Origin of the sequence: Nocardiopsis mangrovi, assembly GCF_042653925.1 — a bacterium.
GTDB lineage: Bacteria > Actinomycetota > Actinomycetes > Streptosporangiales > Streptosporangiaceae > Nocardiopsis_B > Nocardiopsis_B mangrovi.
In genome coordinates, this window is the sequence record NZ_JBHSFQ010000025.1 from 84,563 (window position 1) to 102,032 (window position 17,470).

Here is a 17,470-nt window from a genome sequence, read left to right on the forward strand (position 1 = left end):
ATGGCCGAAACCGTCACCCGGCACAGACCCGGCGGGCCCGCGCGCCCGGCCGGACACGACCCCCGCCCGCCCGCCGCGGGCGCGTTCTCGCCGAAGGCCCTCGCAGCGGCGGTCCCCTCGGCGCTGCGCAAGCTCGACCCGCGGCTCATGGTGAAGCAGCCGGTGATGTTCACCGTGCTGGCCGGATCCGTGCTGACCACCGCCTACTGCCTGGCCGACCCGAGCGTGTTCACGGTCTCGGTGACACTGTGGCTGTGGGCCACGGTGGTCTTCGCCAACCTCGCCGAGGCGGTCGCCGAGGGCCGCGGCAAGGCGCAGGCCGACACGCTCCGCCGGGCGCGCCGCGAATCCACCGCCCGGCTGCTGCGCGGTGGGACCGAATCGCGGATCGCCGCCACCGGACTGACGGCGGGCGACCTCGTCGTCTGCGAGGCGGGCGACGTCATCCCCGGCGACGGCGACGTCGTCGACGGCGTGGCCAGCGTCGACGAATCCGCGGTCACCGGCGAGTCCGCCCCCGTCATCCGGGAATCGGGCGGCGACCGCAGCGCGGTCACCGGCGGCACCGTGGTGCTCAGCGACCGCATCGTCGTCCGCATCACCGCCGAACCCGGCGCCACCTTCCTGGACCGGATGATCGCGCTGGTCGAAGGCGCCCAGCGGCAGAAGACCCCCAACGAGATCGCGCTGAACGCGCTGCTGGCGTCCCTGTCCGTCTGCTTCCTGCTGGCCGTGGTGACGCTCCAGCCGTTCGCGATCTGGTCGGGCGGGCGGCTGGACGTGCCCGTGCTGGTGGCGCTGCTCGTGTGCCTCATCCCCACGACCATCGGCGCCCTGCTGTCGTCCATCGGGATCGCCGGGATGGACCGGCTGGTCCGCCGCAACGTGCTCGCGATGTCGGGGCGCGCCGTGGAGGCCGCCGGCAACGTCACGACCCTGCTGCTGGACAAGACCGGCACGATCACCCTCGGCGACCGGCAGGCGCACGACGTGGTTCCCGTGGCGGGGGTGGACCGGCGGGAGCTGATGGCGGCGGCCCACCTGTCGAGCCTGGCCGACGGCACGCCCGAGGGGCGCAGCATCGTGGCGCTGTGCGCGCCCGCGACGAAGACGCGGGACGGCGATGCCGCCGGCGCCGTGCCGGTCCCCTTCAGCGCCGAGAGCCGGATGAGCGGGATGGACCTGCCCGGGGGCCGCTGCGTCCGCAAGGGGGCGGCCTCGGCCGTGAAGGCGTGGGTGCGGCGCCAGGGCGGCACCTGGCCCGACGACACCACCGACCTCGTCGACCGGATCTCCAACGACGGCGGAACCCCGCTGGTGGTCGCCGAGAACGACGGGGAGACCGCGCGCGTCCTGGGCGTCGTCCACCTCAAGGACGTCGTCAAGGCGGGCCTGCGCGAACGGTTCGCGCAGCTGCGCGCCATGGGCATCCGGACGGTGATGATCACCGGCGACAACCCGCGGACCGCCGCCGCCATCGCCGCCGAGGCCGGGGTGGACGACTTCCTGGCGGAGGCCACCCCGCAGGACAAGCTGGACCTGATCAAGCGCGAGCAGGAGGGCGGCCGCATGGTCGCCATGACCGGCGACGGCACCAACGACGCCCCGGCGCTCGCGCAGGCCGACGTCGGCGTGGCGATGAACACGGGGACGACTGCGGCCAAGGAGGCCGGGAACATGGTCGACCTGGACTCCGATCCGGCCAAGCTGATCGAGATCGTGCGGATCGGCAAGCAGCTGCTCATCACCCGCGGCGCGCTGACCACGTTCTCCGTCGCCAACGACGTCGCGAAGTACTTCGCGATCATCCCGGCGATGTTCGCCGCGATCCCCGGATACGGCGGCCTGGAAGCCCTGGACATCATGGGGCTGGCCGGGCCGCAGTCGGCGATCCTCTCGGCGGTCGTGTTCAACGCGCTGGTCATCGTGGCGCTCGTCCCGCTCGCCCTGCGCGGTGTGCGGTACAGCTCGGCGGCGCCCGACGCGATGCTCCGCCGCAACCTGCTCGTCTACGGGCTGGGCGGGCTCGTCACCCCGTTCATCGGCATCAAGCTCATCGACCTCGTCGTCTCATCGATCCCCGGATTGGTCTGATCACCGTGCCCGCCTTCACACCCGCGGCCCTGCGCCAGTACGGCGCGGCGGCCCGTGCGCTGCTCGTCCTGACCGTGCTGCTCGGCCTGGCCTACCCGCTCGCCGTGACCGGCGTCGGGCAGGTGCTCTTCCCCGCCCAGGCCGACGGCTCCCTCATCCGCGGCGCCGGCGGCGGGGTCGCCGGCTCCGCCCTCATCGGCCAGAACGCCGAGGGCGCCGAGTGGTTCCACCCGCGCCCCTCGGCGGCCGGCGAGGACGGCTACGACGGCGCGGCGAGTTCGGCGTCCAACCTCGGCCCCAACAGTGAGGAGCTGCGGGAGGCGGTGGCCCAGCGCCGGGCCGCGGTCGCCGCCGAGGAGGGCGTCGCTCCGGACGCGGTGCCCCCCGACGCGGTGACGGCGAGCGCCAGCGGCCTGGACCCGCACATCTCCCCGGAGTACGCCGCGCTCCAGGCCGACCGCGTCGCCGCCGCGCGCGGCATGAGCGCCGAGGAGGTGGGCGGCCTGATCGCCGAGCACACCGACGGGCGGGCGCTCGGGTTCATCGGGTCGCCCGCGGTGAACGTGGTCACGCTCAACGCGGCGCTCGCAGCGGGGTGATCCCATGCCGCGCACCCGAGGGCCGGACACGCAGGCCAGAGGGATACCGGCCCGGCGGCGCCTCGGGGGGACCCGCCGCCGTACCGGAGCGAAAGAACAAAGGACACAACGCACAATGGATGGTGTGGCACGTGGAAAACTCCGGATATACCTGGGCGCCGCCCCGGGTGTGGGCAAGACCTACGCGGCGCTGAGCGAGGCGCGGCGCCGCATTGAGCGCGGCACCGACATCGTCGTCGGCTTCGTCGAGACCCACGGCCGCGACGTCACCGCCGAACTGCTGGAGGGCCTGGAGGTCCTGCCCCGCCGGCCCCTCACCCACCGCGACGGCACGTTCGAGGAGCTCGACCTGCGCGCGCTGATCGCGCGCGCCCCGCGGGTGGCGGTGGTCGACGAACTCGCCCACACCAACGTCCCCGGGGCCGGGAACGCCAAGCGCTGGCAGGACGTCGACGAACTGCTGGCGGCCGGCATCGATGTCATCTCCACGGTCAACATCCAGCACCTGGAGTCGCTGAACGACGTCGTCCAGCAGATCACCGGGGTGCGCCAGCGCGAGACCATCCCCGACGAGATCGTCCGCCGGGCCGACCAGATCGAGCTGTGCGACATGTCCCCGCACTCGCTGCGGCGCCGGATGTCGCACGGCAACATCTACCCGGCCGAGAAGATCGACGCCGCGCTGTCCAACTACTTCCGCGAGGGCAACCTCACCGCGCTGCGGGAGCTGGCTCTGCTGTGGGTCGCCGACCGGGTCGACGAAGGGCTGGCGCGCTACCGCGGCGAGCACAAGATCCGCCAGACCTGGGAGGCACGGGAGCGGGTCGTGGTCGCGTTGACCGGTGGCCCCGAAGGCGAGACCCTGCTGCGGCGCGCGGCGCGCGTGGCCGCCCGCTCGCGCGGTGGCCGGCCGCAGCCCAGCCACCTCATGGCCGTGCACGTGGTCTCCAGCGACGGGCTTCGCCATGTGCCGCCCGAGGCCCTGGCCCGCCAGCGCCAGCTCCTGGCCGAGCTGGGCGGCACCTACCACCAGGTGGTCGGCGACGACATCCCCACCGCGCTGCTGGAGTTCGCGCGCGGGGTCAACGCCACCCAGATCGTGCTGGGCTCGTCGCGGCGGCGCAGCTGGCAGTACGTCTTCGGCCCCGGTGTGGGGTCCACCGTCGCCCGCGAATCCGGGGACATCGACGTGCACATCGTCACCCACGAGGAGGTCGGGCGCGGCCGCGGGCTGCTGCCGCCGCTGGCCGGGAGCCTGGGAACGATGCGCCTGGTGTGGGGGTGGGTGCTGGGCCTCCTCGGGCCCATGGTCCTGGCCGCCCTGCTGCACCTGCCGATCGCCGACGAGCTCGGCCTGACGACCGACGTCCTGGTGTTCCTCACCGCGACGGTCATCACCGCGATGGTGGGCGGGCTGTGGCCGGCGGTGTGCAGCGCGGTGTGGGGCAGCATGGTCCTGAACCTCCTGTTCACCCCGCCCCTGTACCGCTCCACCATCAACCAGCTCGACAACGCCATCGCCCTCGTGGTCTTCATCCTGGTCGGGGTGCTCGTGGCGATCGTCGTCGACATCTCCAAGCGGCGGTCCGTGCAGGCGGCACGGGCGCGCGCCGAGGCCAGCACGCTGAGCCTGCTGGCGGGCAGCGTGCTCGACGGCCAAGAGCCCCTGCCCGCGCTGCTGCTGCGGATCCGCGAGACCTTCGCCCAGCGCTCGGTGGCCCTGCTGGGGCAGGAGGACAACGGCGAGTGGGTGCGCTGGGAATCGGTGGGCGTCGGCCCGCCCTGCGCATCCCCCGATGAGGCCGACGCGCTCGTGTCGGTCAGCGACAACCTGGCGCTGGCCCTGCGCGGGCACGTGCTCCCGGCGGCGGACCGGCGGATCCTCGGCGCGTTCGCCACCAACATCGGCATCGCCCTGGAGCGGCAGCGGCTCACCCTCGACGCCGCCGAGGCCAAGCGGCAGGCGGCCAAGAACAAGATCCGCACCGCCCTGCTGGCGGCGGTCTCCCACGACCTGCGCACCCCGCTCACCTCCATCAAGGCGAGCGTGTCGAGCCTGCGGTCGGCCGACTTCGACCTGGACGAGGCCGACCGGGCCGAGCTGCTGGAGAACATCGAGGACTCCACCGACCGGCTCAACGGGCTCGTCGGCAACCTGCTGGACATGAGCCGGCTCCAGACCGATACCGTCCGCCCCAACCTGCGCGACGTGGGCCTTGAAGAGGTCGTCCCGGCCACCCTCATCGGCATCCCGCCGCACAGCGTCAGCGTGGAGGTGCCCGACGACCTGCCGCGGGTCCGCGCCGACGCGGGCCTGCTGGAACGGGCCGTCGCCAACGTCGTGCAGAACGCGGCGCGCCACAACCCCGAGGGGGCGCGGCCGTTCCTGATCTCGGCCAGCGCCTTGGGCGACGTGGTGGAGCTGCGCGTGGCCGACCACGGGCCGGGCGTGCCCGACGAGTCCAAGGAGCGCATCTTCGAGGCGTTCCAGCGGCTCGGCGACGCCCCGCGCGGCACCGGGATCGGGCTGGGCCTGGCCGTGGCGCGCGGGTTCACCGAGGCGGTCGACGGCACCCTGACCGTCGAGGACACCCCGGGCGGCGGGCTGACCATGGTGTTCACGCTCCCCGCCGCCGGCCCCGGTGCCGCGGGCGGCGGCCGGGGCGCGGCGGACACCGCGGGGACGGGAGGCGCCGGCCGGGCCGGCGCGTCGGCGGACATGGGAGCGACGGAGAGTGGGGGCGCGTGATGCGGATCCTGGTCGTCGATGACGACGCGCAGATCATCCGTGCGATGCGGATCAATCTGCGTGCGCGGGGCTACGAGGTGGACACGGCGTTCGACGGCGCGTCCGCCCTCCAGGCCGCCGCCAAGCACCCGCCCGACATCGTGCTGCTCGACCTGGGGCTGCCCGATATGGAGGGCGGCGAGGTGATCGAGGGGCTGCGCGGCTGGACGTCGGTGCCGATCATCGTGCTCTCGGCGCGGCATTCGGCCAGTGAGAAGGTCCGCTCGCTGGACGCGGGCGCCGACGACTACGTCACCAAGCCGTTCGGGATGGACGAGCTGCTGGCCCGTATCCGCGCGGCACAGCGCAGGTCGGTGCACGTGGAGGAGGCGCCGGTGGTGGCCACCGAGGCGTTCACCGTGGACCTCGGGGCCAAGCGGGTGGCGCGCGATGGCGCCGAGGTGCGGCTGACCCCCACCGAGTGGCACATCCTGGAGATCCTGACCCGCAACGCCGGGCGGCTGGTCAGCCAGCGCCAACTGCTGCACGACGTGTGGGGGCCCGCCTACCAGAGCGAGACCAACTACCTGCGCGTCTACATGGCTCAGCTGCGGCGCAAGCTGGAGCCCGACCCTGCGCACCCGCGCTACCTCATCACCGAGGCGGGGATGGGCTACCGGTTCGAGCGCAACGGCAAGGGCTGAGAACGGCGGCCGGCCGCGCGCGGGCGCCGGTCGGCCGGCCGGGTGACGGGACCCGGCGGGGGCAACGGCGGGTCCAGACGGGGCGGGTCGCCCGCCGCCGGCCGAGGCGGCGGGCGGCCCGCGTACCGCGAGGTCGATCGGGTCCCGCGGGACTCGGCGAGGGGCCGGCGGCCTCTAGTCGTCGCGGTCCTCGACGAACGCGTCGCGGGCCGCGCGCAGGTGGTCGGGGTTGTCGGAGAACACGCCGTCGACACCGGTGGCGAGCACGGCGGTGTAGTAGGACCGGTGGTCGCCGTAGCGCGTCGGGTCGTCGCCCTTGTCGTAGCCGTCGGGCAGGTGGGCGTTCTCGCTGCGGAGGGTGTAGGGGGTGACGAGCAGGCCGCGGTCGTGGGCGTCGGCGACCAGCGGGGTGGGGGTGCCGGCGCGGCCATCGGAGCCGATGGGCAGCACCAGGCGCGTCTCGGGGCCGATGGCCTGGGCGTACTCGGCGATCTCGTCGAGTGCTTCAGGGGTGGTGAGGTCCCGCTGCGAGCCGCTGATGAGCTGCACGATGGGGGTGTCGACGAGGCCGTCGAGCTCGCGGGCGCTGCCGGGCTCGAAGGACTGGAGGGTCAGCGGCGCGTCCTCGCCGTCGAGGCCGCGCTCCTTGAGCGTCTCGGCGACCATCGCCTCGGTGTCGAGCCCGATGGAGTCGAAATAGGCGCCGTGCTTGAGCTCGGGGATGATCTGGAGGTCGCGGCCCCGCCTCGTGTCGCGGTGCTCCTCCCAGCGGTCCAGCACCTCGTCGAACGTGGGGATCTCGTACTCGCCGTCGTAGCGGGTGTTGCCCGGCCGGATGTCGGGGATGCGCTCGACGGCCCGCAGCGTCTTGATCTCCTCCAGGGTGAAGTCCTCGGAGAACCAGCCCGTGACGGAGGCGCCGTCGATGGTCTTGGTGGTGCGGCGGTCGGCGAACTCCGGGTGGTCGGCGACGTCGGTGGTGCCGCCGAGCTCGTTCTCGTGCCGGGCGATCAGGTGGCCGTCCTTAGTGGGCACGAGGTCGGGCTCGATGAAGTCGGCGCGCTGGCGCACCGCGAGGTCGTAGGCGGCGAGCGTGTGCTCGGGCCGGTAGGCGGAGGCACCGCGGTGGGCGATCACCCACGGGGTCTCGATGATGGACTCCTCCCCGCCGGTCCGCGGGGCGTCGTCGGCCGCTGCCGGGACGGCGGCGCCGGCCAGGACGCCGAAGGCCAGCAGGGGGGCCGAGAAGGCGGTCCATCCGTAGGTGAGGGCGTGTTGCCGCATGCGTCTCCTTCGATTCCCCATCTCGTGATCACGGACATGGGAAGGCTCCTCTGCCCATGCATCGCGTCGATTCACCAGGATCGAACGAAAACCCACGTACGGCCGAATTGTGAATGGAACGGCCACAACCGGACACTTTCGGTGGCGTGATCGGGACTGTCCGTTGGTGCGGCGGTGACGGAACCGTGGCGGAGGGGGCGAAGGGGAGGCGTGTCGTCCGGACACGCCGTGCCGGCACGGGAACGCGCCCCGGTGGCGGGGCGCTGTGGTCGCGGCGGGAGTGGTCCGCGCCACTCACGTGCCGACACGGCGGGCGCCGGTCAGGACGCGAAGTCGAGCAGGAAGTGGAACTTCTCGGAGTCGGCCCGGCCCCGCTGGGCCCATGCCACGGCGAAGATCGGGGCGTGCGCGCGTGCCCATGCGAGCATCCGCTCCCCGGACACGTCCATCGCGGCGGACAGCTCGGACACCCGCTGCTCGACCTCGCCGATCGAGGTGGCCTTCCACAGGACCCAGTCGACGGCGTCGAAGGCGGCGTCCCCGAGGCAGGCGCGGGGGTCGACCGCGACCAGGCCCCGTTCGGGCCCGCCGTCGATGACGTTGCCGGGGTGCAGGTCTCCGTGCAGCGGGACCAGGTCGTCCTGGCCGTGGGCCAGCGCCCGGGCCCGCGAGTGGCCCATGTGCAGCAGCGCCGTGGGCACCAGGTCGGCGGCGACGCCTTCGCGCCGGTTGCGGTCCCACATGTCGAAGATGAAGTTGACCCGCGTGAGGAGCGGGTGCAGCTCGCCCCGCTCTCCGTCGGGGATGTCGACCTCGTGCAGGTCGCGGATCAGTTCGCCGATGGTCCGCATCGGGGGCACCTCACCGTTGAGGGAGACGGTGCGGCCGGTGCCGATGGCCTCCAGCAGGACGGCGCCGCGTTCGGCGTCGACCTCCCACACGGCGGGGACGCGGCCGCTGCTCTCCCAGAGCTTCAGGATGCGTGCCTCGCTGGAGCCCAGCCCGGGGTCGGGCGAGATCTTCAGGATGCCCGCGGAGCCGTCGACCCGGCGGCAGAACAGCACCACGGAGGTCCGGCCGTGGGGAGCCGGACCGTCGATGGTGAGCTTCCACTCGGCCGCGAGGTCGGCCACCAGCCCGGGAAGGCCGGTCAGCCAGTCCGTCGCGCCGGTACCGAAACGGCGCAGCAGGCGCGCTCGCTGTTTGTCATCGATCAGTTGCGCTATGACGTCGCTCATGCCTCCACCTTAGGAACATGCACAGCTCGGGAATCGGGATTCCGGTTGCCACCCTGTTACCACCACGAAAACTCGCACGGGGGGCGCGCGTGGGGCGGGGGGCGTCCTGAGGGGATCTACCCAGTGAGTGGGCGTTTCTATACCCCACAGGGGCATTAGGATGGGGTCGTGATCAGCACAGCGCACCCGCGACGGTCGGCGCCCCTCTGGGCCCGCCTGGTGCTGCTGCTGTGCGTGGTGGTGGGCGTCGGGGCCATGCACACCCTCGGCCACCTGCACTCCGACCACGAATCCGGGTCCTCCGCACAGGCCATGACGGCGCCCGCGGCGGCACCGGCGGACGGTTCCGCCGACCGCGGCGAGGCGGCGGATTCCGCCGCGCCGGGCGAGCGGGACGGCGCCGGCGACTCCACGGGCGCCGGCCACATGGCGGCGGCCGCGCCCGATGAGGGCGGCGGCTCGGACGCCCCTATGCCGCTCGACCCCACCTCGGTCTGCCTGGCCTTCGGCGGGCTCGCGCTGGCCCTGCTGTGGGTCGTCACCGGGGCGTTCCGGCACTGGCCGGGCCGCACCTCACCGGCCCGCACACGGCCGCTGCCGCAGTCGGCGGTCGCGGGCCGGCCGCCGAGACGGCCACCCTCTCTCTCCGCCCTCCAGGTGTTGCGGGTGTAGATGCCCCGGGGAGCGCGCGCCGCCGCGCCCTTGCGCGCACTCGATCGCGCCGCGCTCCGGGCCCATCCACCACCACTCGCAGGACATCCGCGCCACTGCACGGCTGTGCCGTGCCGTGCTGCGCGCGACACCAAGGAGAAGGATCCCTATGTTCGACACGCGCGTCACGCGTGCCCGCCTGCTGCTGCCCATCGTCGTCCTCGCCGGAAGCGCCGCCCTGGCGTCGTGCGGGACGGCCGCCGAGGACGACTCGGCCGCCCCGTCGTCGTCGCCCGAGGCGTCGGCGGAGGCCAACTCCGCGGACGTGATGTTCGCGCAGATGATGATCCCGCACCACGAGCAGGCCGTGGAGATGTCGAGCCTGGCCGAGAGCCGCGCGGGGGACGAGGTCCTCGACCTCGCCCAGCGGATCGAGGACGCCCAGGGCCCCGAGATCGAGCGGCTGACCGCGATGCTGGAGACCTGGGGCGAGCCGACCGAGCCCGAGGGCGGCATGGACCACGGCATGGACGGGATGATGAGCGACGACCAGATGGCCGAGCTGGAAGCGGCCGAGGGCGAGGAATTCGACACGCTCTACCTGGAGCTGATGATCGAACACCACGAGGGCGCGGTCGAGATGGCCCAGACAGAGCTGGAGAGCGGCTCCTACCCCGAGGCCGTCGAGATGGCCCAGGAGATCGTGGACGCCCAGGAGACCGAGATCGAGGAGATGCGCGGCCTCCTCGGCGAGGACCCGTCCGCCCCGGCGGAGGACTCCGGCTCGGACGCCGACACCGGCGCCGAGGGCGGCGAAGAGGGCGGCCACGGCGGCCACTGATCCGCTACACGCCGGTCAATGACCGGCGGCGAGGGTGCGGGCGCCCCGAAGGGGGCGCCCGCGCTCCACTCCCCTGTGACATAGTCGGCGTGATGGCCACGATCTCCCTACACGGTCCGACCCCGTTCGCGGCGCCTACGAAGGCCACCGAACGGTATTCGGCCCGCGAATAACACCAGGTCAGTTAGTGTCCGCTCCGCACAGGCGGAGATGAACCGTGGAATGACGATCCCGAGAGCTGTTTCACGGAGTCCGCTCCGCACAGGCGGAGATGAACCGTTCCTCCCCTGGATGTGGTCGGACGGCCGGGCGTCCGCTCCGCACAGGCGGAGATGAATCAGGCGACCCGCCCGGCCCCCAGGGCGGGACCGGGCGGGTGGCCTGCGGCCCCCTGGCCGATCTCGCCATTCCTCTCGATCTCATCCGCATGTCCCCTTGACAGGAATATACCCCCTAGGGGTATTAATGGAGCGTTGATGAACTAGTCCAGGGAGCGATGTCATGACCTCCGACGCTGAACCGCACGATCACAGCGGGCAAGCCGATCACGGCGGGCACGCAACGCACGAGGGGCACCACGACCAACACCACGGCCACGGCCACGGAGACGGCGGCGGGCACAGCGGGCACGGGGATCACGCCGCCGTGTTCCGGGGGCGGTTCTGGTGGAGTCTGGTGCTCTCGGTGCCCGTCGTCGCGACCAGTCACATGGTCGCCGGGTGGCTCGGGTACATGGTCCCCGATGTGCTGACCTGGGTGCCGCCCGTGCTGGGGACCGTTGTCTTCGGCTACGGCGGCTGGCCCTTCCTCAGCGGGGCGGTCACGGAGCTGCGTGTCCGCCAGCCGGGGATGATGACGCTGGTGGCGATGGCCATCAGCGTCGCGTTCGTGGCGAGTCTGGCCAGCACGTTCGGCCTCGCGGGCATGGCGCTCGACTTCTGGTGGGAACTCGTCCTGCTGATCGTCATCATGCTGCTGGGGCACTGGCTGGAGATGCGGGCACTGGGCCAGGCGTCCGGGGCGCTGGAGGCGCTGGCGGCACTGCTGCCCGACACCGCCGAGCGCATCGGGTCCGACGGGGAGACCGCCGAGGTGGCGATCGCCGCCCTGCGGCCGGGCGACACCGTCCTGGTGCGCTCCGGCGGACGGGTCCCCGCCGACGGCACCGTGTCCGATGGCGCCGCCGCCATGGACGAATCCATGATCACCGGCGAGTCCCGTACCGTCACCCGCGCGGCCGGCGACCACGTGGTGGCCGGGACGGTGGCCACCGACTCCGCGCTGCGGGTGCGCGTGGACGCGGTCGGCGACGACACCACGCTCGCCGGCATCCAGCGGCTGGTGGCCGAGGCGCAGGCGTCGCGCTCCCGCGCGCAGGCGCTGGCCGACCGGGCGGCCGCCCTGCTCTTCTGGTTCGCGCTTGGGGCGGGACTGCTCACCTTCGCCGTCTGGACGCTCATGGGCGACCTCACCGACGCGGTCACCCGCACCGTCACCGTCCTGGTCATCGCCTGCCCGCACGCCCTCGGCCTGGCGATCCCGCTGGTCATCGCGATCTCGACGGGGATGTCGGCGCGGGCCGGGATCCTGGTCAAGGACCGGCTGGCGCTGGAGCGCATGCGCGTCGTCGACGCCGTTCTCTTCGACAAGACCGGCACCCTGACCAAGGGCAGCCCCGCGGTCGCCGACGTGGCCGCCGCCGAAGGGGAGGACGGCGATCGCGTCCTGGCCCTGGCGGGTGCGGTGGAGTCCGATTCCGAGCACCCGCTGGCCAAGGCGGTCGTCCGCGCGGCCCGCGAGAAGGGCGCGCTGCCCCGGGCCGCGGAGTTCCGTTCGCTGACCGGGCGCGGGGTGCACGCCGTCGTCGACGGCGCCACCGTGCACGTGGGCGGCCCCGCCCTGCTGGCGGCGCTCGACCTGGCGGAGCCCGCCGCGCTGGAGGAGCGAACCCGCGAATGGCGCGACCGCGGCTCCACTGTTCTGCACGTCGTCCGCGACGGCACGGTGGTCGGCGCCCTGGCGCTGGCCGACGAGGTCCGGCCGGAGTCGGCGCGGGCCGTCCGCGAGCTCCAGGAACACGGGGTGCGGGTGGCCATGGTGACCGGCGACGCGCGCAGCGTCGCCGACTCCGTGGCGGCACGGCTCGGGCTCGACGAGGTGTTCGCCGAGGTGCTGCCCGACGAGAAGGACGGCGTGGTCCGCGACCTACAGGAGCGCGGCGACGTCGTGGCCATGGTCGGCGACGGCGTGAACGACGCCCCGGCGCTGGCGCGCGCCGATGTCGGCATCGCCATCGGCGCGGGCACCGATGTCGCGATCGAGTCGGCGGGCGTGGTGCTGGCGTCGGACGACCCCCGCGGGGTCCTGGCCGTGCGCAAGCTGTCGGTCGCCGGCTACCGCAAGATGCGGCAGAACCTCGGGTGGGCCGCGGGCTACAACGTGCTGTCGGTACCGCTCGCCGCGGGCGTCCTGGCGCCGATCGGGTTCGTGCTCCCGCCCGCGGTCGGTGCGGTGCTGATGAGCCTGTCGACCATCGTGGTGGCCCTCAACGCGCAGCTGCTGCGCCGGGTCGATCTGGGCCCGAGGGGCTGAGGCGCGACGGGCCTGTCAGCGCCGCGCCGCCCACACGATGAGGCCGACGACACCGGCGACCACGACGAGGAGCATGAGCCCAAGGAAGAGGATCAGGGGAAAGGTCAGTGAGAGCATTGCGCAACGGTAGCGGAGCCAGGCGCCCGATCTGCCCGGTCGGCCCCATTCATCTGGTCGGCCGCCGGTCCCGGGACGGAGCGGAGTCGTCGCGCTCGGGGTCGGAGGGCGCCGCGGCGCGGCGCCCGGTGCGGGGATGCGCGGGAAGGTGTGTGGGGGGAGGAGGCGGCTCCGTCGGGGCGGCCCGCCTTCCGGGGTCGGTTCAGGCTGCCAGGCGTGCCTTCGCCGCGCGGTGCTGGGCGAGCAGGGTGTCGACCACGATGTCCGACGGCCACAGCGGTGCGGTCAGCGAGGTGGCCCCGAGATCGCGGAGGCGGTCGTAGTCGCCGCCTTCGACCAGGCGCCAGGCGGCCACCGAGACTCTGCGGTGTCCGCCCCGGTGCAGGCGCTCCAGCGCGTCGGTGACCGTGGGCGCCCACGCGTTGAGGTAGCCGACCTGCACCGGGGACTGGAGCCGGCGGCTGAGCATCCGGGCGACGTCGGTCACCGTCTGCCGCTCCTCCTGGTCGGTGCTGCCGTCGGCCGCCAGCACGACGCCGTCGCCCGCGGTCCAGCCGTCGTCCAGCAGCCGGCTCGCGAGGTCGGCGACGATGGAGGGGACGGCCCCCAGCGGTGCGGTGGAGCAGGCGTCGGCCGAGTGGTGCAGGTTCAGGCCGGCGAAGAGCTCGGCGCTGGCGAGGTCACCCCCCGCCACGAACGTCGGGACCACGACCTTGGGGCCGCTGACGGCGCGGACGGCCGCCTCCACCTCGGCCCGCGATCCGAACGCCGGAACGACGGGGGCCTCGCCGCGATCGGCGACGGCTCCGGCGAGATCGCACAAGGCCTCCCTTCGATGCGCATCACGTGAATCATCTGCTACGAGCACCATCGTCGGGACCATATCCGTCTCCTTGGAATCGCCGAGAACGCCAGTCCGGTACGGAAGAGGGTAGGGACCAGCGGTTTCCCTGGAATGACCTCGTGTTAAGCACGTGAAAACAGAGCACAATCACCTGACTCGACCGGCCGAAGGAACGGCGGGGATCAATGCGGAGCGGCTCCATTGCGGGGCCGGGCGGTCGGGGGCGAGGGAGGATCCGCCATCCGGACCAGGCCGCACACTCACATGCCGAACACGTTATACACGTCGCATTGCTTTTTCCACGGCCACCTGCTGTTGCGGTGGTCACTTCGCACCCGCCCGCAACCGCACCACCCGTCCGATGGTCGAAAACGTGACGCAATATGGGGGGCAGCACATTTCCCAACCTCTCTGCACCGCGCGGCGCAGATCAGAACGGCAATTCGTGGATGCGAGTCGGGAATTGCTCACTACCCATCCGGAAGGGCACGGTAAACCCAATACGCGGTAATCGGTGGCGTGGAACAGCGGTGCCGCAGGCCCACCGGCGCGGGCGATTCCCGGGCACCCCGCACCGAGCAGCAAGGACGGGGGCGACGATCCCGTCATCCCACCTTCTCCACCCGAAGGGCCGATCGCGGGGGTATCATGCCCATCCGAACGGGGTGTGCCCGACATCACGTCGAACCGCGCGGGTGGAGCCCCGATCGGATCGTGCCGCCGGGACAGGGACCCCAGAGCGCCCTCAGATAGCAGGATCGCGCATGCGGGTCAAGGGAGCGACCACCCCTATTCCCCCACACACCCGCACCCCGTCGGCCGGGGAGTCTGCAAGCGGATCCGGTGTGATCGCTTGCGAACAGTGAGGATGGATCTCAGACTTGGGGTTGACGGTGGCTCCGCACGCCACAGGCGGCACCCACCACGCGGCACCCCGGACACACGCTCCCCGGAGCGGTAGCGGAGGCGCACCGCCACACCGCACGGCGGGCCACTCGGCACCGTCGGGGCGCCGGCACCCGAATCCGGCGCTCACCGCGGCCGGGACGATCCAGACTGGAGACCGCATGGCGATTCACCCACGCGTGCAGGCCCTGGCCGAGGTGTTCCTGCGCACCGCGGACCTCGAAGCGCCGGGTCTGGTCCAGGGCCTGTATCTGACCGGGTCCGTCGCCTTGGGCGACTTCCGGCCCCACTCCAGCGACGTCGACTTCGTCGTCGTGACCCCCCACCGCCCCACCGGTCCGGAACGCGACGCCCTGCGCCACATCCACGCGCGCACGCGCTCGCACATGCCCTCGCCCCAGTTCAACGGTGTCCACGTGACCTGGGCCGACCTCGCCGAAGACCCCGCGTCCTGCGGTCCCGTCCCCTCTGTGGTGGGCGGCCGGTTCAAGGAGCAGGCCGCCGCCGACGTCAACCCCGTCACCTGGCACGTGCTCGCCACCCGCGGCGTGACGGTCCGCGGCCCGCTCCCGGTGGAGCTGGAGGTGTGGGACGAGCCCGAGAGCCTGCGCGCGTGGTCGCTGGGCAGCCTCGACGAGCAGTGGCGCCGCTGGCGCGCCAAGGCCGGGCGGCTGGTCACCCCCCGCGGGCTGGCCGCGCTGGGATCCCTGGCGCCCTCGTGGAGCGTGCTGAGCGTCAGCCGCCTGCACTTCACCCTGCGCACCTGCGAGATCACGTCGAAATCGGGCGCGGGCATGTACGCCCTGCACGCGTTCCCCGAGCGCTGGCAGCACATCGTCAACGAGTGCCTGCGCGTGCGCCGGGACAGCCGTCTCCCGTCCCTCTACGCCAGCGCGCTGGCCCGCCGCCGGGCCGCCCTGGACTACATCGAGATGGTGCTCGACGACGCCCTGGCGCCCAGTCTCGCCTGACCGGCCCGGATGCGCCCGGCGCCCGGACTCCCCCGCGCGGCCCGCGGTGCCGTCCGCCGGCCGCGGCGGCGAACCCCGACCGCCGCGCGCCGGGCGCGGCTAGGCTGTGGTGCCATGAGCAAGCGCCCCATCGTCCTCTTCGGCGACCCCGTCCTCGTCACCGCGACGACCCCCGTCACCACGTTCGACCGGCACACCGACGCGCTCATCCGCGACCTGCTCGACACCGTCGACGCACCGGGGCGCGCGGGGGTGGCCGCCACCCAGATCGGGGTGGGGCTGCGGGCCTTCAGCTACAACGTCGAGGGAAAGATCGGCTACGTCATCAACCCCCGGATCGCCGAGCTGTCCGATGAGGTCCAGGAGGGCGACGAAGGCTGCCTGTCCGTACCCGAGCTCTGGTATCCCACCACGCGCGCGCAGCGGGCGGTGGTGACCGGCGTGGACCTGCGCAACGAGCCGGTCACCGTCAGCGGCGAGGGGCTCATGGCCCGCTGCCTCCAGCATGAGACGGATCACCTCGACGGCATGCTGTACCTCTCCCGCCTCGACCGCGAGACCCGCCGCGACGCCATGCGCGCCGTCCGGCGATCCGCGTGGTTCCTGCGCGAGGAGCCGCCCGCCGAGCCGGCGCCGAAGCTGCCGAGCGCGTTCGGCGGATTGTCCTGATCCGACCGATCTGACCCGAACGCCGGATAAATCTCCTAGGATCGCTAGTCAGATAACGGCGGGATCTCGTATCGTCTGCCCCAGCATCGCGCGGACCACGGGTACCACCACTCCCCGCCCATCCGCCCCTACACCCCCGGGCGAGACCGCAGGTTCGTCCGCGCCCGACACCAGGTGACCCCACATGTACACACCCTCAGCCCGCCGCGCCGCCCCACGCGCGGCCGTCCTCGCCGGTCTCGCGATCGGCGCCGCCCTCCTCCTGCCCGCCTCGTCCTTCGCCGACCCGGCCGACGAAGAGGTCGACATCGACGAGCTGAACGAGCGCGCCGAGGCTCTGGAGGCCGAGTACGACAGTGAACTCGTGCAGTTCACCGACGCCGAAGAGGCGGTCGCCAACGCCGACGAACGGCTCCAGCAGGTCCAGGACGACCTCGACATCGCACGGGGCAACGTCGCCGAACTCGCCGCGGCGCAGTACAAGGGCAGCGGGCTCGACCCGGCGGTCGAGATCGTGATGAGCAGCCACCCCGACCGCATGCTGGACGACGCGGCCGTCGTCGGGCACGTCGCCAACAACAACGGCGAGCGCGTCGCCTCCCTGACCGAGCTGGAAGGGGAGCGCCAAGAGGCCGCCGACGACGCCCGGGACACCCTCAAGGAGGCCGAGGACCTCATCGAGGACCTGGAGGGGCAGCGCGACGACGTCCTCGCCAAGATCGAGGAGTACGAGGCCGAGCAGGTCCCCGACACCCCCGGCACCGGCTCCGTCCCCGACAGCGCGATCGGCCCCGGCTGGGACGGCGCGACCCCGCGCATGGCCGCCATCCGCGACGACATCGTCAGCCAGTTCGGCGCCCCCTTCCCGGTGGGCTGCCTGCGCCCGGGCGACCCCGGCGAGCACGGCACGGGCCGCGCGTGCGACTTCATGATGAGCAACAACGGCGGCTCCCCGTCGGCGGCCAACCAGCAGCTCGGGCAGCAGATCGCCGACTACGCGCAGGCCAACGCCGGCCGGCTGGGCGTCATGTACATCATCTGGGAGCAGAAGATCTGGGACACCCGCAACCCGGGCGCCGGCTGGAAGCCCATGGAGGACCGCGGCAGCATCACCCAGAACCACTACGACCACGTCCACATCTCGTCGTACTGAGCCCCGTCGCCGCCGTCGGCGCGCCGTGCGGGTCAGCCCCGCGCGACGCGCCGACGGCGGCGGGGCCTCCCCGCGGGCG

Annotated in this window: 13 protein-coding genes; 10 read left to right on the top strand and 3 right to left on the bottom strand. The window is 72.6% G+C overall.

The window, feature by feature from the left end:
- The 4 genes from kdpB (at window position 1) to ACFO4E_RS22095 (ending at window position 6,125) form a co-directional block, all read left to right on the top strand.
- The gene (gene kdpB, locus ACFO4E_RS22080; RefSeq protein ID WP_378577771.1) at window positions 1–2,094 is read left to right on the top strand and encodes a potassium-transporting ATPase subunit KdpB; all 2,094 of its coding nucleotides are present in this window, start codon (window positions 1–3) and stop codon (window positions 2,092–2,094) included.
- A gap of 5 nt (window positions 2,095–2,099) precedes the next feature.
- The gene (gene kdpC, locus ACFO4E_RS22085; protein ID WP_378577773.1) at window positions 2,100–2,693 is read left to right on the top strand and encodes a K(+)-transporting ATPase subunit C; all 594 of its coding nucleotides are present in this window, start codon (window positions 2,100–2,102) and stop codon (window positions 2,691–2,693) included.
- 115 nt (window positions 2,694–2,808) lie between these two features.
- The gene (locus ACFO4E_RS22090) at window positions 2,809–5,442 is read left to right on the top strand and encodes an ATP-binding protein (RefSeq protein ID WP_378577775.1); all 2,634 of its coding nucleotides are present in this window, start codon (window positions 2,809–2,811) and stop codon (window positions 5,440–5,442) included.
- Window positions 5,442–6,125, top strand: coding sequence for a response regulator (locus ACFO4E_RS22095; protein WP_378577802.1), 684 nt, complete (start codon window positions 5,442–5,444; stop codon window positions 6,123–6,125). Before ACFO4E_RS22090 ends, ACFO4E_RS22095 begins: the two co-directional genes overlap by 1 nt.
- A gap of 174 nt (window positions 6,126–6,299) precedes the next feature.
- Here ACFO4E_RS22095 and ACFO4E_RS22100 read toward each other — a convergent pair whose 3' ends face one another.
- Both ACFO4E_RS22100 and ACFO4E_RS22105 read right to left on the bottom strand, forming a co-directional pair.
- Complete coding sequence (locus tag ACFO4E_RS22100; RefSeq protein WP_378577777.1) at window positions 6,300–7,409, bottom strand: glycerophosphodiester phosphodiesterase family protein; 1,110 nt, start codon at window positions 7,407–7,409, stop codon at window positions 6,300–6,302.
- 320 nt (window positions 7,410–7,729) lie between these two features.
- Window positions 7,730–8,647 carry an aminoglycoside phosphotransferase family protein gene (locus ACFO4E_RS22105; RefSeq protein ID WP_378577779.1) on the bottom strand — a complete coding sequence of 306 codons (918 nt, stop codon included), beginning with the start codon at window positions 8,645–8,647 and terminating at the stop codon, window positions 7,730–7,732.
- 168 nt (window positions 8,648–8,815) lie between these two features.
- On the opposite strand from ACFO4E_RS22105, the gene ACFO4E_RS22110 reads away from it, so the two are divergent.
- From ACFO4E_RS22110 to ACFO4E_RS22120, 3 genes are all read left to right on the top strand, one after another.
- Window positions 8,816–9,319 carry a DUF6153 family protein gene (locus tag ACFO4E_RS22110; protein WP_378577781.1) on the top strand — a complete coding sequence of 168 codons (504 nt, stop codon included), beginning with the start codon at window positions 8,816–8,818 and terminating at the stop codon, window positions 9,317–9,319.
- A gap of 148 nt (window positions 9,320–9,467) precedes the next feature.
- Complete coding sequence (locus ACFO4E_RS22115) at window positions 9,468–10,139, top strand: DUF305 domain-containing protein (protein ID WP_378577783.1); 672 nt, start codon at window positions 9,468–9,470, stop codon at window positions 10,137–10,139.
- A 501-nt stretch (window positions 10,140–10,640) separates the two neighbouring features.
- Window positions 10,641–12,731, top strand: coding sequence for a heavy metal translocating P-type ATPase (locus ACFO4E_RS22120; protein ID WP_378577785.1), 2,091 nt, complete (start codon window positions 10,641–10,643; stop codon window positions 12,729–12,731).
- 319 nt (window positions 12,732–13,050) lie between these two features.
- Here the strand turns inward: ACFO4E_RS22120 and ACFO4E_RS22125 are convergent, their stop codons facing one another.
- Window positions 13,051–13,731 (bottom strand): sirohydrochlorin chelatase, encoded by a 681-nt coding sequence (locus tag ACFO4E_RS22125; protein ID WP_378577787.1) that lies wholly within the window; start codon window positions 13,729–13,731, stop codon window positions 13,051–13,053.
- A gap of 1,028 nt (window positions 13,732–14,759) precedes the next feature.
- Here ACFO4E_RS22125 and ACFO4E_RS22130 point away from each other — a divergent pair.
- From ACFO4E_RS22130 to ACFO4E_RS22140, 3 genes are all read left to right on the top strand, one after another.
- Entirely contained in the window at window positions 14,760–15,569 is an 810-nt protein-coding gene (locus ACFO4E_RS22130; protein WP_378577789.1) for a nucleotidyltransferase domain-containing protein, read from the top strand.
- Window positions 15,570–15,683: 114 nt separating this feature from the next.
- Complete coding sequence (def, locus tag ACFO4E_RS22135; RefSeq protein ID WP_378577790.1) at window positions 15,684–16,238, top strand: peptide deformylase; 555 nt, start codon at window positions 15,684–15,686, stop codon at window positions 16,236–16,238.
- A 184-nt stretch (window positions 16,239–16,422) separates the two neighbouring features.
- Window positions 16,423–17,391 (top strand): coiled-coil domain-containing protein, encoded by a 969-nt coding sequence (locus ACFO4E_RS22140; RefSeq protein WP_378577792.1) that lies wholly within the window; start codon window positions 16,423–16,425, stop codon window positions 17,389–17,391.
- Window positions 17,392–17,470 lie beyond the last annotated feature (79 nt).

Bases quoted from the DNA above. Each gene is read 5' to 3' on its own strand.
- ACFO4E_RS22120 (WP_378577785.1), top strand. From the start codon at position 10,641: ATGACCTCCGACGCTGAACCGCACGATCACAGCGGGCAAGCCGATCAC.
- ACFO4E_RS22130 (WP_378577789.1), top strand. From the start codon at position 14,760: ATGGCGATTCACCCACGCGTGCAGGCCCTGGCCGAGGTGTTCCTGCGC.
- ACFO4E_RS22140 (WP_378577792.1), top strand. From the start codon at position 16,423: ATGTACACACCCTCAGCCCGCCGCGCCGCCCCACGCGCGGCCGTCCTC.
- ACFO4E_RS22125 (WP_378577787.1), bottom strand. From the start codon at position 13,731: ATGGTCCCGACGATGGTGCTCGTAGCAGATGATTCACGTGATGCGCAT.
- ACFO4E_RS22095 (WP_378577802.1), top strand. From the start codon at position 5,442: ATGCGGATCCTGGTCGTCGATGACGACGCGCAGATCATCCGTGCGATG.
- kdpB (WP_378577771.1), top strand. From the start codon at position 1: ATGGCCGAAACCGTCACCCGGCACAGACCCGGCGGGCCCGCGCGCCCG.
- ACFO4E_RS22105 (WP_378577779.1), bottom strand. From the start codon at position 8,647: ATGAGCGACGTCATAGCGCAACTGATCGATGACAAACAGCGAGCGCGC.
- def (WP_378577790.1), top strand. From the start codon at position 15,684: ATGAGCAAGCGCCCCATCGTCCTCTTCGGCGACCCCGTCCTCGTCACC.
- ACFO4E_RS22100 (WP_378577777.1), bottom strand. From the start codon at position 7,409: ATGCGGCAACACGCCCTCACCTACGGATGGACCGCCTTCTCGGCCCCC.
- ACFO4E_RS22090 (WP_378577775.1), top strand. From the start codon at position 2,809: ATGGATGGTGTGGCACGTGGAAAACTCCGGATATACCTGGGCGCCGCC.
- ACFO4E_RS22115 (WP_378577783.1), top strand. From the start codon at position 9,468: ATGTTCGACACGCGCGTCACGCGTGCCCGCCTGCTGCTGCCCATCGTC.